This is a genomic window from Bacillus sp. AK25 (genome assembly GCF_048270685.1).
In the GTDB taxonomy this organism is placed as follows: domain Bacteria; phylum Bacillota; class Bacilli; order Bacillales; family Bacillaceae; genus Bacillus; species Bacillus altitudinis.
In genome coordinates, this window is sequence record NZ_JBLUWC010000001.1 from 2,349,755 (window position 1) to 2,363,535 (window position 13,781).

General features: G+C 41.6%; 16 protein-coding genes and 1 other annotated feature. Of the genes, 5 read left to right on the plus strand and 11 right to left on the minus strand.

Annotation, left to right across the window (positions count from 1 at the left end; all coding sequences use genetic code 11):
- Positions 1–14: 14 nt before the first annotated feature.
- The 3 genes from ACNO7B_RS12245 to ACNO7B_RS12255 are packed head-to-tail and all read right to left on the minus strand — an operon-like array spanning position 15 to position 3,114.
- On the minus strand, positions 15–1,103 hold the full coding sequence (locus ACNO7B_RS12245) for an acetyl-CoA C-acyltransferase (RefSeq protein ID WP_417901858.1): 1,089 nt from the start codon (positions 1,101–1,103) through the stop codon (positions 15–17).
- Positions 1,104–1,105: 2 nt separating this feature from the next.
- Positions 1,106–2,548 (minus strand): acyl-CoA synthetase, encoded by a 1,443-nt coding sequence (locus tag ACNO7B_RS12250; RefSeq protein ID WP_417901558.1) that lies wholly within the window; start codon positions 2,546–2,548, stop codon positions 1,106–1,108.
- Positions 2,548–3,114, minus strand: coding sequence for a biotin transporter BioY (locus ACNO7B_RS12255; protein WP_417901559.1), 567 nt, complete (start codon positions 3,112–3,114; stop codon positions 2,548–2,550). The genes ACNO7B_RS12250 and ACNO7B_RS12255 overlap by 1 nt, the downstream gene beginning before the upstream one ends.
- Before the next feature lie 302 nt (positions 3,115–3,416).
- Between ACNO7B_RS12255 and ACNO7B_RS12260 the strand changes: the two genes are divergently transcribed.
- Entirely contained in the window at positions 3,417–4,505 is a 1,089-nt protein-coding gene (locus ACNO7B_RS12260; RefSeq protein ID WP_410685074.1) for a hypothetical protein, read from the plus strand.
- Positions 4,506–4,565: 60 nt separating this feature from the next.
- Here ACNO7B_RS12260 and ACNO7B_RS12265 read toward each other — a convergent pair whose 3' ends face one another.
- The 5 genes from ACNO7B_RS12265 to ACNO7B_RS12285 all read right to left on the minus strand — a co-directional run bounded on the left by ACNO7B_RS12265 (position 4,566) and on the right by ACNO7B_RS12285 (position 9,673).
- The gene (locus ACNO7B_RS12265; protein WP_017358102.1) at positions 4,566–4,850 is read right to left on the minus strand and encodes a DUF1292 domain-containing protein; all 285 of its coding nucleotides are present in this window, start codon (positions 4,848–4,850) and stop codon (positions 4,566–4,568) included.
- A gap of 15 nt (positions 4,851–4,865) precedes the next feature.
- Positions 4,866–5,282 carry a Holliday junction resolvase RuvX gene (ruvX, locus tag ACNO7B_RS12270; protein WP_003216519.1) on the minus strand — a complete coding sequence of 139 codons (417 nt, stop codon included), beginning with the start codon at positions 5,280–5,282 and terminating at the stop codon, positions 4,866–4,868.
- A gap of 3 nt (positions 5,283–5,285) precedes the next feature.
- Entirely contained in the window at positions 5,286–5,552 is a 267-nt protein-coding gene (locus tag ACNO7B_RS12275; protein WP_024718370.1) for an IreB family regulatory phosphoprotein, read from the minus strand.
- 89 nt (positions 5,553–5,641) lie between these two features.
- Positions 5,642–8,278, minus strand: coding sequence for an alanine--tRNA ligase (alaS, locus tag ACNO7B_RS12280; RefSeq protein ID WP_079920073.1), 2,637 nt, complete (start codon positions 8,276–8,278; stop codon positions 5,642–5,644).
- 79 nt (positions 8,279–8,357) lie between these two features.
- Positions 8,358–8,565: a binding site (T-box leader), on the minus strand.
- Between the two features lie 43 nt (positions 8,566–8,608).
- Positions 8,609–9,673, minus strand: a complete 1,065-nt coding sequence (locus tag ACNO7B_RS12285) for an AI-2E family transporter (protein ID WP_017358104.1) — start codon at positions 9,671–9,673, stop codon at positions 8,609–8,611.
- Between the two features lie 224 nt (positions 9,674–9,897).
- On the opposite strand from ACNO7B_RS12285, the gene ACNO7B_RS12290 reads away from it, so the two are divergent.
- The 4 genes from ACNO7B_RS12290 (at position 9,898) to ACNO7B_RS12305 (ending at position 12,850) form a co-directional block, all read left to right on the plus strand.
- Positions 9,898–10,626, plus strand: coding sequence for an amino acid ABC transporter ATP-binding protein (locus tag ACNO7B_RS12290; RefSeq protein ID WP_007501456.1), 729 nt, complete (start codon positions 9,898–9,900; stop codon positions 10,624–10,626).
- Between the two features lie 14 nt (positions 10,627–10,640).
- Positions 10,641–11,450: a transporter substrate-binding domain-containing protein gene (locus ACNO7B_RS12295; RefSeq protein WP_410685073.1), complete on the plus strand. Its 810-nt coding sequence runs from the start codon at positions 10,641–10,643 to the stop codon at positions 11,448–11,450.
- An 80-nt stretch (positions 11,451–11,530) separates the two neighbouring features.
- Complete coding sequence (locus ACNO7B_RS12300; protein ID WP_417901560.1) at positions 11,531–12,184, plus strand: amino acid ABC transporter permease; 654 nt, start codon at positions 11,531–11,533, stop codon at positions 12,182–12,184.
- Positions 12,185–12,199: 15 nt separating this feature from the next.
- The gene (locus ACNO7B_RS12305) at positions 12,200–12,850 is read left to right on the plus strand and encodes an amino acid ABC transporter permease (RefSeq protein WP_113747140.1); all 651 of its coding nucleotides are present in this window, start codon (positions 12,200–12,202) and stop codon (positions 12,848–12,850) included.
- Between the two features lie 38 nt (positions 12,851–12,888).
- Here the strand turns inward: ACNO7B_RS12305 and ACNO7B_RS12310 are convergent, their stop codons facing one another.
- The 3 genes from ACNO7B_RS12310 to ACNO7B_RS12320 are packed head-to-tail and all read right to left on the minus strand — an operon-like array spanning position 12,889 to position 13,704.
- Positions 12,889–13,020, minus strand: a complete 132-nt coding sequence (locus ACNO7B_RS12310) for a YrzQ family protein (RefSeq protein WP_008342695.1) — start codon at positions 13,018–13,020, stop codon at positions 12,889–12,891.
- A 20-nt stretch (positions 13,021–13,040) separates the two neighbouring features.
- Complete coding sequence (locus ACNO7B_RS12315) at positions 13,041–13,232, minus strand: hypothetical protein (protein ID WP_003216308.1); 192 nt, start codon at positions 13,230–13,232, stop codon at positions 13,041–13,043.
- Between the two features lie 13 nt (positions 13,233–13,245).
- On the minus strand, positions 13,246–13,704 hold the full coding sequence (locus ACNO7B_RS12320; protein WP_410685072.1) for a PRC-barrel domain-containing protein: 459 nt from the start codon (positions 13,702–13,704) through the stop codon (positions 13,246–13,248).
- Positions 13,705–13,781 lie beyond the last annotated feature (77 nt).

Here is a 13,781-nt window from a genome sequence, read left to right on the forward strand (position 1 = left end):
CTTGCTCATGCATGTCATGACAGAACTTGCCATAGTGTGGCTAAACCGACACCGCCTCCACTTCCAATTGCAGCCATGACATAGCTTCCATTCGGTAAGGCACGGGCTTCGTAAAACAATCTCACCATCATAGCAGCCCCCGAGGCGCTATATGGATGCCCAAGGCAAAGCGCACCGCCTCTTTTATTGATACGGTCATAAGGAATACCTAGTGTCCGGGCAATGAGTACTACTTTGAGCGCAAACGCTTCATTGATTTCAAAAAGTGCAACATCTTCTATCTTCACCTGTTCCTTATGTAAAAGTTTCTTGATTGCATCAATTGGTGAAGCAGCAGGATAATGCGGGTCCATAGCGGTCACGGCACTCCCGATATACCGCAGCATAGGGCTGAAGCCTTTTGCCTCCGCTTCCGCTCTTTCCATCACAACGACGGCAGCTGCACCATCTGCTTCTTTACAGCTATTGGTCACAGTCACAGTACCTTTTCCTGGTAAAAAGACAGGTTTTGCCCGCTTTATCAAGCTTGCAATCGGTCTTATTTTAGCTGCCGCTTCATCTGTACTCATCCCGCTAATCGGAACAATTTCTTCTGAATACGTTCCTTGCTTGAATGCGGTTATACTTCGTTCCCAGCTTAAAAGTGCATAGTCATCTTGCTCTTGTCTCGCAACTGAAAATCTCGACGCCGTCAGCTCTGCCGCTTCCCCCATATGAGGGTCCCCTATCCACTCTGGAGAAAAGCGGGCCCTTTCTTTCATTGGTGACCGAGAAATGCTTTCCATTCCACCAGCGATATACATTGATCCCTCCCCCGACTGAATCATGATGCACGCCGTTCTAATGGCTTCAAGACCGGAAGCACACTGCCTATCAATGGTCATACCCGGAATATGTAATGAAAGCCCTGCTTCTAACGAAGACAGACGGGCAATGTTGCCACCACCCCCGACGACATTGCCTAAAATGATGTCATCTGGCTTGGTCACGTTTGAAAAATGCTGGATCAAGGGCGCAGCTAGATGCTCTGGCCGGTAATCCTTCAACATTCCATTTTTCTCACCGAAGGGCGTCCGCTTCGCTTGTACGATCACGGCTTGCATGATCATTGTTCCTCCGCCCACTTTTTCATACTGGCACGAGCGATTTTCCCTCCTGATGTTTCGATCATTTTGTCCGTGACGAGCCATTTTTTTGGTACTTTGTATGCCGCTAATGTTGCTTTTACAGCTTGCCGAATGGTTTTTGTCTGCTGTACATTCTCAATAATGGCAACAGGGATTTCGCCCCAATATGGATCAGGAAGTCCAATCACGATTGACCGATTCACCTCTGGCTGTTCATTCAGCACACGCTCAATCTCCTCTGGAAAAATATTCAGTCCCCCATAGACAATCATGCCATTCTCGCGGCCGCTCATATACAAGTAACCATCCGCGTCGAGCCATCCCATGTCATATACGGTCAGCCACTCTTCGGGCGGCTTTTCATCTTGTAAATAGCCTGAAAAAGACATTGGGCTTTTCACATAAATTCTCCCGATTTCATTTGGCTTGCAAACGGTTTGATCGGCCCTCCTGACTTCAACCTGAATAGAAGGAAAAGGCTTTCCGACAGAAGTAGGCTTTTGCAAAAAATCATCTGAAGATAAATAGGAGACAAAACTCAATTCTGATGTTCCATAAAAATCAAAAAATGTGATGTGGGGATTGCGGTTGACGAGCTGTTTTTTTGAAGAGTTTCCCCAATCTGCACCAGACGACAGGACAAGAAGCGGATTCTTTCCGAAAGCATCCATTTGCAGTAACGCTTCTGTCATAGTCGGAACCGTATAAATAGCCGTGATGTCTCCTCTTTCTAAGGTTTTCTTTGCTTTCTCTGGCACAAATTTTTCTAACAATGTCACGGTGCCCCCGAAATAAAGTGTGCTGATCGCACCGTATAAAAAATGAGAGGATAAAAGTGTGCCCAAAATCAGTACATGATCTTGATGTGTGATCCCAAAGACGGAAGCTGTCATTTGAAAGCTCTCGATCCATGACTGCTGGCGTCTTATAAAGGCTTTGGGCGATCCCGTTGATCCTGAAGTAAATCCCATATAAAAAGCAGGATCTTCCTCCGGTTCACCTTTGTTCGATTGAACATTTATGCTGAGGCTGATTCTTTCTTTCCATTCAGATAAAGAGAGCACTGGCATATCCAGCTTGTACTTTTCAATCCTTTTGATATATCGATCTTCCACAATGACAAGGTCCGCGTAGCTTAATAAGAGCTTTTCTGCGCATTCCTTGTCACTCCACCGCGGATCAAGAGGCACCGCTGTCCATCCTGCAGAAGCTGCGCCAGCAAATAGTTGGAGAAACGGAACACCATTTGATACTAAAAAAGCGACTCTTTTTTGCTGATGAGGCGTTTCTTTTAACCATTGTGCAGATGACTGCACACGCTCATGCCAATCTTCATAAGTGATCTTCTCTTTTTCATCTATGATCGCCATCTGACCTGGCTTCACTTTTGCATGAGCTGCATAGCTTTCCGTCATTCTCATCAAACTGCTCGCCTCCCTCTATGTAAGTCCCTTTTTCGATATGACATCGCTTGAATGATTTTCACCGTGAAGACGGCACATATCCCTGCTTTGATCAGATCACCCGGTAAATAAATGACGCTGAACAGAGCTGCTTGCGTGATCTTTATATGCATCATCATAGCTTGAAAGGGAATTCCGCTTATATATAATATCCCGATACTGCATACCGCATAGATCAAAAATAGTCGTAAGGCCGTCACTTTCTTCAGCCGGTTCAGCCACAGGCTGATCATAAAGGCAGCCACTGGATAAGCAAGTAAAAAACCACCGCTTGGCCCAAAAAAGACCCCTATTCCGCCTCTCCCTCCAGATAAAAGAGGTGCGCCTGCTGCCACTATTAGAAGAAACAGAAGTAAACTAATCAGCGCTTGCTTTGGTTTTAACAGCCCTCCAGCAAGCAAAAGACCTGCGGTTTGTAAGGTGATTGGTACAGGTGTAAACGCAAGAAAAATAGGCGGAATCAATCCTAACATCCCAATAACTGCTGTCATGAATGCCATTTGCATCATATCGTGAATTTTCAATTTTCATACCCCTCACTCGATTCATTGTTAAAAATAGAGTAAAAGGTACAGTTCATTATGTCAACTTAAAATAATTTAAAGTTGACATAATGAATGTAAAAAAGAATTAACTTAATATAAAACTTTAATTCCTCTAGGCTTGAAATTGAATGTCGGCATTAACATCATGTCTTTAAATTAAACTTAAATTAACTGTAGATCTATTTATTTCCTGATTAACTAAATGCTATTATTTTCTTGATAAGGATATATTTCATTAATACCTATATCTTAGTGAAAGTACATACTGGAGGAAACACATTTTGCGTAAAATCTTTTATATTTTAATGATACTAATTGGTTCAGTAACTCTTTTATATCTAGGCGGATGTAGTCAAAAAAAGACCGTTTCAGAAGATCATAAAATAGAGTTTAAAATTGAGGACAAAGAATTTGGTCATACAACTATGCTCAACTATCTTGTGACAAACTCTGTTTCAGCCATTGGAGATCGTTTATTTTTAAGTGTAGATGACCATAGTCCTTCAAAGATGGCAAATAAAGTAGTTGAATTTAATAGAAAGACACAGAAAAGCAACATACTATTTACAACCACTTTCGAGCGTTCTTCCATTCAAGGTTTAAAAGCTAATAAAGACTGGGTCGTTTGGATTGACAGTGATGAATTAGGCGGACAGATGAATTATTACGTCATGAATTTGAGCACACAAGAGATAGAGTCGATCAAAAAGAATAACACTTCGGAGACATTAAGTGACACTCTTGAATTAACAGGTCATCGTGCAGTGTGGATATCTCATGATGAAGAAAAGGATGCTACTCATATTTATATGAAAGATCTCAAAAAAAAGCAGACAAAAAAGCTCTTTAAACTAGACTCAATGAATAACGCCCATCTCTCTGTTCACAATGATAAGCTTCTCTTTTTTAATAAAGACAATGGAAAGCAGCAAGCATACATTTACAATCTGACTACTGAGTCGCTTAAAAAAATCCCATTAAATCAAAGTTTAATCAATAATAGTCAACTCATTAACGACCATCAATTTGTTTACGAGAAGGCTTTTACTGACTCGGAAGGAACAATCAATAAAAGCCAATTAATCTTTTATGACATAAACACAAAACAATCTAAACTAATTAAGAACACTGACTCGGGTATCGGATCGATCGTGATTGATGATCATAATCGATTTTTCGTCGAAACAGATGAACATAAAAAGAGTGGTTACACGATACTTAAAAAGAAGAACGATTCCATCAAAAAAATTGGTTCCCTAAAGAAAGAAAATCATTTTCATTTAACATTTGATCATGGTCTTTATTTACTTAACTTTCAAAATGCACAACGAAATAATCAAAAGTTAACCATCACTTCAAAGCTTCCATAAATAAAAAGGCCTGTGATCATGCAGATAACTCTCATCTGCTTCACAGGCCTTTTATTCGTTCTATTCTTCTTCGTCTTCTTGATCTAAGAACGTATTTAACGTTTCTTCAATCATGTCCCACTCTTCATCCGTTTCAATTGGCTCTAATTCGCCATCTTCACCGTCTTCGTTTGGCGTGAAGCTTGATGCATGAATTTCAATTTCTTCGTTATCTTGTTCAGAAATTGGGTAGTAAAGAACATATGATTTGTTAAAATGGTCGCTTTCAAAAGTAAATAGTACTTCGCAAAGCTGCTCATTTCCATTATCATCAACGATTGTAATTTGCTTTTCTCCGTGTTCCATTTGATTCACCTCATTTTAATTTAAGCTGTCTAAGTACCCTTGAAGGATCATAACAGCCGCCATTTTATCAATGACTTTTTTACGCTTTTGTCTGCTCACATCTGCAGAGATGAGCATTTTTTCTGCTGCCATCGTTGACAGACGCTCGTCCCAAAGCACAACAGGAACATTGTACGTGTTTTCTAACACTTTCGCAAATGATTGGCTGGCCTCGCCTCTTGGACCGACCGTACCGTTCATATTTTTTGGAAAACCAAGGACAATTTTATCCGTTCCATATTGCGAGACGATCTCAGACAGGCGGCTGAGACCAAAATCTCCGCCTGCTTCATCAATTTTAATGGTTTCAATCCCTTGAGCTGTCCATCCCATTTCATCACTGATTGCCACACCAAGGGTTTTCGTGCCTAAATCTAAGCCTAAAATTCTCATGTTTTACGCCTCTTTATGTGTCTCTAAGTACGATTTAACCAATTCCTCAATTAATTCGTCTCGTTCTAGTTTACGAATTAGGTTGCGTGCATCCTGATGTCTTGGAATATAAGCAGGGTCGCCTGACAGCAAGTATCCGACAATTTGATTGATCGGGTTGTATCCTTTTTCTTGGAGTGCGTCATAAACTGTTATGAGCACTTCATTCACATTGGTTTCAGCTGAATCATCAGAGAAGTTAAACTTCATTGTCTTATCAAATGAACTCACTGCTTCTTGCACCTCTCTTCCAACATTCTACTAGCAAGCTTTTTTCTAACCGCTCATCTAATACCATTATTCTACACTACATTGACTGATTATAAAACGGATTTGACAGATTCTTCGACAGTTGCCAGTGCTTCTTCAAGCTTTTCTGGCTGTTTCCCGCCTGCTTGAGCCATATCTGGGCGTCCGCCTCCGCCTCCGCCGCAAATTTCAGCTGCCTGCTTCACAAGTTTTCCTGCATGAAGACCTTTTTCAATGACGTCTTTCGTCACACCGGCTGAAATGTTGACTTTTCCATTTTGAACGGCACCAAGTACGATGACAGCTGAACCTAATTTCGCTTTTAAGTCATCAACCATCGTTCTTAAATGGTTCATGTCTTTGGCGTTTACTTTTTCAGTTAACACGTTCACTCCGCCAACTTCGATGACTTTTTCTAAAATAGAGCCAGCTTCTGCTTGACTTAATTTCGCAAGAAGTGATTCGTTTTCTCTTTGAACTTCTTTTAAATCAGCCTGCAAGGAAGCGATGCGTTTTGGTACATCTTTTGTATTTGATTTCAGTTCATTAGCTGCCTTTTCTAAAATCGCAAGCTGATCATTTAATTCTTCATAAGCACCTTTACCTGTTACAGCCTCAATACGGCGTGTTCCAGCACCAATACCCGATTCAGATGCAATTTTAAACAATCCGATCTCTGCAGTGTTTTGAACGTGACAGCCTCCGCATAACTCGATGCTGTAATCACCCACTTGTACCACACGGACAATATCGCCATACTTCTCGCCAAACAGCGCCATTGCGCCCATTTCTTTTGCTTCAGCAATTGGTTTCAGGTCAATGGCAACCGAAATGCCTTCCCAAATCTTTTCGTTGACGATTTTTTCAATTTGTGACAATTCTTCTTTTGTTACTTGTCCAAAGTGAGAAAAGTCAAAGCGAAGTCTGTTTTCATTCACAAGTGAACCCGCTTGGTTAACGTGGCTGCCCAATACATCTTTTAGCGCTTGGTGCAAAAGATGTGTCGCTGTGTGATTTTTCACAATGCCTTTTCGAAGCGCTGATTCGACTTCTGCAGTGACTTCAATGCCTTTTTGAACCGTACCACTTACGACGACTCCTTCGTGGACATGCTGGCCGTTTGGCGCCTTTTTCACATCTTTGATATCAATGATCGCTTCGGCACTTTTTAACGTTCCTTTATCCGCCACTTGTCCGCCGCTTTCCGCATAGAAAGGTGTTTCATCTAATAAAATTTGCACCGTTTCCCCTTCGTGAGCTTCTGTGACAATTTCACCGTTTTGAAGCAATTCGATAATACGAGCATCTGCAGTTAAATTTTCGTAGCCAATAAACGTACTTTCTGCTTTAATATCGCCTAAAGCCCCGCCTTGAACCTGCATACTACCTACATCTTGTCTGGCATTTCTTGCACGTTCACGCTGCTTCTCCATTTCTAGCTGGAAGCCTTCTCGATCGACTGTCATGTTCTCATCTTCTGCATATTCTTCTGTAAGTTCGACCGGGAATCCATATGTGTCATAAAGCTTAAATACATCTTTACCGGAAATTTGTGAGCTGCCATTGTCTCGTTCTTTTTTGATCACTTCTGATAAAATGGCTAACCCTTCATTCAGTGTCTCATGGAAACGCTCTTCTTCATTTTTGATCACTTTTGCAATAAATTCTTCTTTTGCTTGAACATCTGGATAGAAATCCTTCATGATCTCCGCAACAACTGGAACTAGATCATACATAAATGGACGGTGGATATGGATCGTTTTTGCATAACGCACAGCACGGCGCAGCAAACGTCTTAACACATAACCTCGGCCTTCATTAGAAGGAAGCGCTCCGTCACTGACGGCAAAGGCAACAGTACGAATATGGTCAGCAATGACTTTAAATGCTGTGTCTTTTTCTTTTGACTCCCCATAGCTTTCTCCAGAAATCGTTTCTACTGCACGAATAATCGGCATGAACAGGTCTGTATCAAAGTTCGTCGGTACGTTTTGAATAACAGAGACCATACGCTCAAGACCCATTCCTGTATCAATGTTTTTCTTCGGAAGCGGTGTGTATGTACCATCTGGATTATGGTTAAATTCAGAAAAAACAAGATTCCATACTTCTAGATAACGTTCATTTTCTCCGCCTGGATATAATTCAGGGTCGTTCATGTCGTTGCCATATGCTTCGCCGCGATCATAGAAAATTTCTGTATTCGGACCACTTGGCCCCTCGCCAATATCCCAGAAGTTGCCCTCTAGACGAATAATTCGTTCCTCAGGGACACCCATTTTATCTCTCCAAAGAACATACGCTTCTTCATCCTCTGGATGTACCGTGACAGATAACAGATTCGGATCAAAGCCAATCCACTCGTCACTTGTGAGGAATTCCCAAGCCCATTCGATTGCCTCTTCTTTGAAATAGTCTCCAATAGAGAAGTTGCCCAGCATTTCAAAAAACGTATGATGGCGTGCTGTTTTCCCTACATTTTCAATGTCATTTGTACGAATTGATTTTTGTGCGTTGCAAATACGCGGATTCTCAGGCACGACGCGGCCATCGAAGTATTTCTTTAATGTTGCCACCCCGCTGTTAATCCATAAAAGTGTTGGATCGTCATGCGGTACGAGGGACGCACTCGGTTCGACAGCATGTCCTTTTTCTTTAAAAAAATCTAAAAACATTTGACGTACTTGAGCTGAAGTTAAAGTTTTCATCATAAATCCTCCCTTTTTTATTCTCAATCTTCACACAAACGAAAAAACATCCCGCCCTATGCAAGCAAAAAACTACTTACACAGGGACGAGATGCTCTCGCGGTACCACCCTGATTATAGACATATGCGTCTATCACCTTCACATCCGATAACGCCGGAAGAGAGCGGCAGTGTTTATCTGCACTCGGGACTAGCTTCTGTTAAAGGTCTGATAAGGCTTTTCTCAGCAAACAAAGCCTCTCTCTGCAACAGCTTTTTAACGTACTCGGGTCCGTCATTGAATTCAATATGTATGAATCGAAATTATTATAGACAACTCGGCTCGTCTTGTCAATGAACGCTTCGTCTCATGTGAATATATTGCACAATAATGACCCTCATAATGGCTGCGGACGGCACGGCTAAAATCATCCCAATCAAGCCAAACAGCTCACCTCCAGCGAGTAACACCAGCATGATTACGACAGGATGCATATGCAGGCTTCTCCCGACAATGATCGGACTCAGTACATTGCTTTCTAAAAATTGAAGCACGGCTACTGTAATTAGCACAATGATCACTGACTTCACTGAGATGGTAAAAGCGATGAAGACAGCTGGAATCGCTCCAATAATCGGGCCAAAATACGGAATAACATTCGTTGCGCCGATTAACATACCTAGTACAAGCGGATATGGAATATGGAACAGCCAAAGAACAATGGCAGCAGCTCCCCCAATTAAAGAACAGACAAGCAATTGCCCTCTAATATAATCCCCAAGTGAGTCATCCACTGCTTTCACAAAGGCATGTCCCCTTTTTCGGAAGCTTGGCGGGGTTAAATACCATGCTGCCCGCTTCATCGTGTTCATATCTTTCACCATATAAAAAACAAGAAACGGAATAAGTGCAGCAACTAAGGCGTAATCAAGCAGTACTTTACAGCTTAGAATCATCCGCTCTGCCCCATTTGCGGCATACGTCTCAGATTGGACAATAAAACGATCCAGCCGTTCATGTAGTCCATCAGGCCAGTGGCTTGTATGACGATGAACATGTGATAAAGCACCATTATACGTTTCGGCAAGCATGGGAATTTGCTCCGACAATTCATTTAACTGAGCGATTAAAACCGGTGCCCCTTTATACACAGCCAAACCAATGCCGCCAAAAAACAGCACATATATCAATAAGAGACTGACCGTCCTTGGCAAACCCCGCTTATGTAGTCTTTCAACAATTGGATAAAGAAGATAAGAAATAAAAATAGCGATAAGAAGCGGGATCAAAACCGCTTTAAGCAATAAAAAAATAGGCATCCATAACTCGTCGAGCTGAACCAAAATGAGTAAAGACGCAAGGACAAGCAGTACACCTGCAGCATATATTAGAAACTCGATCGGACGTTTCTTCACCTTTTTCACCTCTCTTCTTATTGTTTGACCAACTTCTGCAATTATCCATGTAAATAAAATTTGTCCTAACTTTGTTAAAAATGAATACACATGAAACATACGGCTCCATCCAAAGTCACTGTTTACTGTAAAATCTCGTTAGAAAACATTCCATTATTTTCTTATTTTTGCCTCATTTATGCTAGAATCCGCTTTAGCTCAATCATTAGAAGAGGAGGTTCTTCATGATCACATTCGAAGAAGTCAACAAGCATTACGGCCAGTTCCATGTACTTAAGGACATTAACCTACATATTCAAAAAGGTGAGGTTGTTGTGATCATCGGTCCTTCAGGGTCTGGAAAAAGCACGATGCTCAGATGTATCAATCGTCTTGAAAGCATTGATGAAGGAAAAGTCCTTGTCAATCAAGTGTCTGTTCAGCATCCGAAAACCAACATCAATCTCATCAGGCAAAATATCGGGATGGTGTTTCAGCACTTCCATCTTTATCCGCATAAGACGGTGCTTGAAAACATTATGCTTGCGCCGATGAAGGTTAAAAAAGTGAGCAAAGAAGAAGCAAAGGAAACAGCTGAATTTTATTTAAATAAAGTTGGCATTCCTGAAAAAGCAGACACCTACCCTTCTAGACTCTCAGGAGGACAGCAGCAGCGTGTGGCAATCGCAAGGGGACTTGCAATGAAACCTGAGGTCATGCTTTTCGATGAACCAACATCAGCTCTTGATCCAGAGATGATCGGTGAGGTGCTAGATGTGATGAAACAGCTGGCAAGGGAAGGAATGACAATGGTCGTTGTCACACACGAGATGGGGTTTGCCCGTGAAGTCGCAGACCGTATTGTGTTTATTGATGAAGGAAGAATTCTTGAAGAATCTACACCAGCTGCCTTTTATGAAAAACCGCGCGAGAAACGCGCTCAGCTCTTTTTAAGCCGTATTTTAAATCACTAGGGGGAATGAATTTGATGAAAAAAATGAAACGCTTTGGCCTATTACTGTTGATGACTTGCTGTATGATCGCTCTCGCTGCCTGCGGCTCTGCCGAGAAAGGCTCAACCGATGCAAAACAAGGCAGCTCATTAGAAGCCATTAAGAAAGACAAAAAAATCGTTTTCGGTGTGAAAAATGATACTCGTTTATTTGGTCTAAAAAATCCTAGCAGTGGGGATATCGAAGGGTTTGATATTGATATCGCAAAAGCGATCACTAAAGAAATGCTCGGTGATGAAGGAAAAGCAGAATTTAAAGAAGTGACATCTAAAACAAGGATTCCTTTACTGCAAAAAGGCGATATTCATGCCATTGTTGCCACAATGACGATCACAGAAGAGCGTAAAAAAGAGGTCAATTTCTCAGACGTATACTTTGAAGCAGGACAATCACTGCTTGTGAAAAAAGGCAGCGACATTCAATCGATTGATGATCTTAAAAAAGGTACGAAGGTGCTTGCAGTGAAAGGGTCCACTTCTTCTCATAACATTCGCGAAAAAGCACCAGAAGCATCCGTTTTGGAGTTTGAAAATTATCAAGAAGCCTTTACAGCCTTAAAATCAAATCAAGGGCAAGTTCTGACAACTGATAATGCGATTTTATTTGGCATGGCAGACGAAGATTCAAATTATGAAGTCGTTGGCGGAACATTTACCGATGAACCATATGGCATTGCTGTGAAAAAAGGCGATGAAGAATTAACAGAAGCCATTAATAAAGCGTTAAAGGCATTAAAAGACAATGGAGAGTATGACAAGATTCATAAAAAATGGATCAAAGAATAATCAATTGACTCGATCAACCTCAACACCCTCAGGAGAGCCGCTTGCCGGCTCCTCTGTTGATTAGGAAGGAAGTGAACTGATTGCTGCGGTTTTCCATTTTAACTGAGAACTTCCATCTTTATTTAGAAGGGTTTAAATATACGATTGGTGCAAGTGTCATTGCGTTGATTGGAAGCTTTTTCATCGGTACACTCATTGCCATCATGAGAATTGCGCCACTAAGGCCGCTCAACTGGTTAGGGACGGCTTATGTGGAATTTATTCGGAATATTCCGTTATTATTGATCACCTTTGTGTTCTTTTTTGGTTTACCGGTACTTGGCATTGTGGCAGATGGCTTTACAGCAGGAACCATTGCCCTCTCCATTTATACGTCTGCTTTTATCGCTGAAGCCATTCGTGCAGGTATACAAGCTGTACCGCTTGGACAAATGGAAGCAGCTAGAGCTTCTGGTCTGTCATATGGCGGAACGATGCGATATATTATTCTGCCGCAGGCCATCAAAATTGTCATTCCACCACTTGGGAATCAGTTTATCAACCTTGTGAAAAACTCGTCTATTTTAGGTGTCATTGCAGGGTTTGATCTGATGTACCAAGGAGACCTTATCGCTTCGAGAACGTTTGTGACATTTGATGTATACATCTTTGTTGCCATGTTCTATCTTATATTGACCATTCCGCTTAGTCTAGGCGTTGGTTATTTAGAAAAAAGATTAGCCCGAAGCCACTAGAAAGGAGGAAACACAATGGATTTTATAGGTGCCTACCAGCCCGATCATCTCGCCTTTTTACTTGAAGGATTTGCTGTCACCTTAAAAGTGGCTTTTATCTCCATCATTTTAAGCTTTATCATCGGATTAGTCGTTGGCACATTGAGGTTCGCACAAATCCCTATTTTATCAAAGGTGCTTGCGGCCATTGTTGAAACTGTTCGGAACCTACCGCTTTTGCTGATCATCTTTTTTACGTATTTCGCCCTGCCTGAAATCGGCATTAAGCTGAGCATCACCGCCTCTGCCATTGCGGCTTTAACCGTGTTTGAATCCGCCATGCTGTCAGAAATCATTCGCAGTGGGTTAAAATCAATTGATAAGGGACAAATCGAAGCGGCCAGATCCTCTGGTTTAACCTATATTCAAACATTAAAAATGATTATCATGCCACAGGCGTTACGCCGAATGGTACCGCCGATTGTCAGTCAATTTATTTCTCTTTTAAAAGATACATCGCTTGCCGTTGTGATTGCCCTTCCAGAGTTATTGCATCACGCGCAGATTTTAAATGGTCAAAGCCAATCTTATTTACTTCCTATTTTCCTCTTGGCGGCCATGATGTATTTTGTTGTCAACTTCAGCTTGTCTATACTTGCACGGAGATTAGAGTACAGGCAAGCATAAAAAAAGGACATCCGCTCATGGTGGATGTCCCTTTTTGTTTAAAGCATTCGCATAACTCGTTTTCTCATCTTTTTCATATCCCGCTTAGATGGCATATCATATCGACTTGCAAAGTGATATGCGAGTGCACCTGCACCAAGCGTTAATAGTGAAGAAGTCATTTTGCCCATTCGAAATTCCCCCTTAACACTTATAGTTGAATTGAACGTTCATCGTCACTAAACAGGTCGTCTAAACTGCTTAGTGTACCGTCTTCCTCCACTTGGTGAGTAGATATTTTGCCTTTTGACAGTGTCAATTCAATAAAACAGCCCCAGCAATAATATTGATTGACCCCAATTTTTCCGATGTCTTTACATTTGCAATTTGGGCAAATGAGCATATTCAGCACCTCTTTACGTTCGGTTTAGAACAAGTGCTTCCTTTTGAACATCCATCAAGGTTCCGGCAGCATGCAGCTGCTTTCGAATCCCTGATAGCTCTGTAAAGAAGCCGTCCGAAAGTTCATATGCTACGATTGTGCCCGAATTCATGCAAAAGTATACATCTTCCAAAACACCTAATGTTTCACCATCTGGCGTGCGGATCATTTTCTTTTTTAATTTCGAAAAGAAGAAGGATGGGGCGGAGGCATCTTTTTCGACTCCCTTCTGGTAGCTCACATATAGACCTTTGTCTGTCAGTTTGTCACCAGCTGAGAATGGAATGAAAGCACAGTCTTTCTTTTTCCCATCTAATACATATCCTCCGCAGCTGCCGCCGGCTAAAAAGCAAATATCTTTGATCGATCCAAGTGAATGAGACAGCTCGTCTGTATAGATCGTCAGTCCTTCAAGCTCTCGACATGTTCTCAAAATGTGATCAACCACCTTTTCGGAACAGTCTTATCGTGTGCGTTTCCTCTATGACTCATACGAAGAAATGGCTTCCA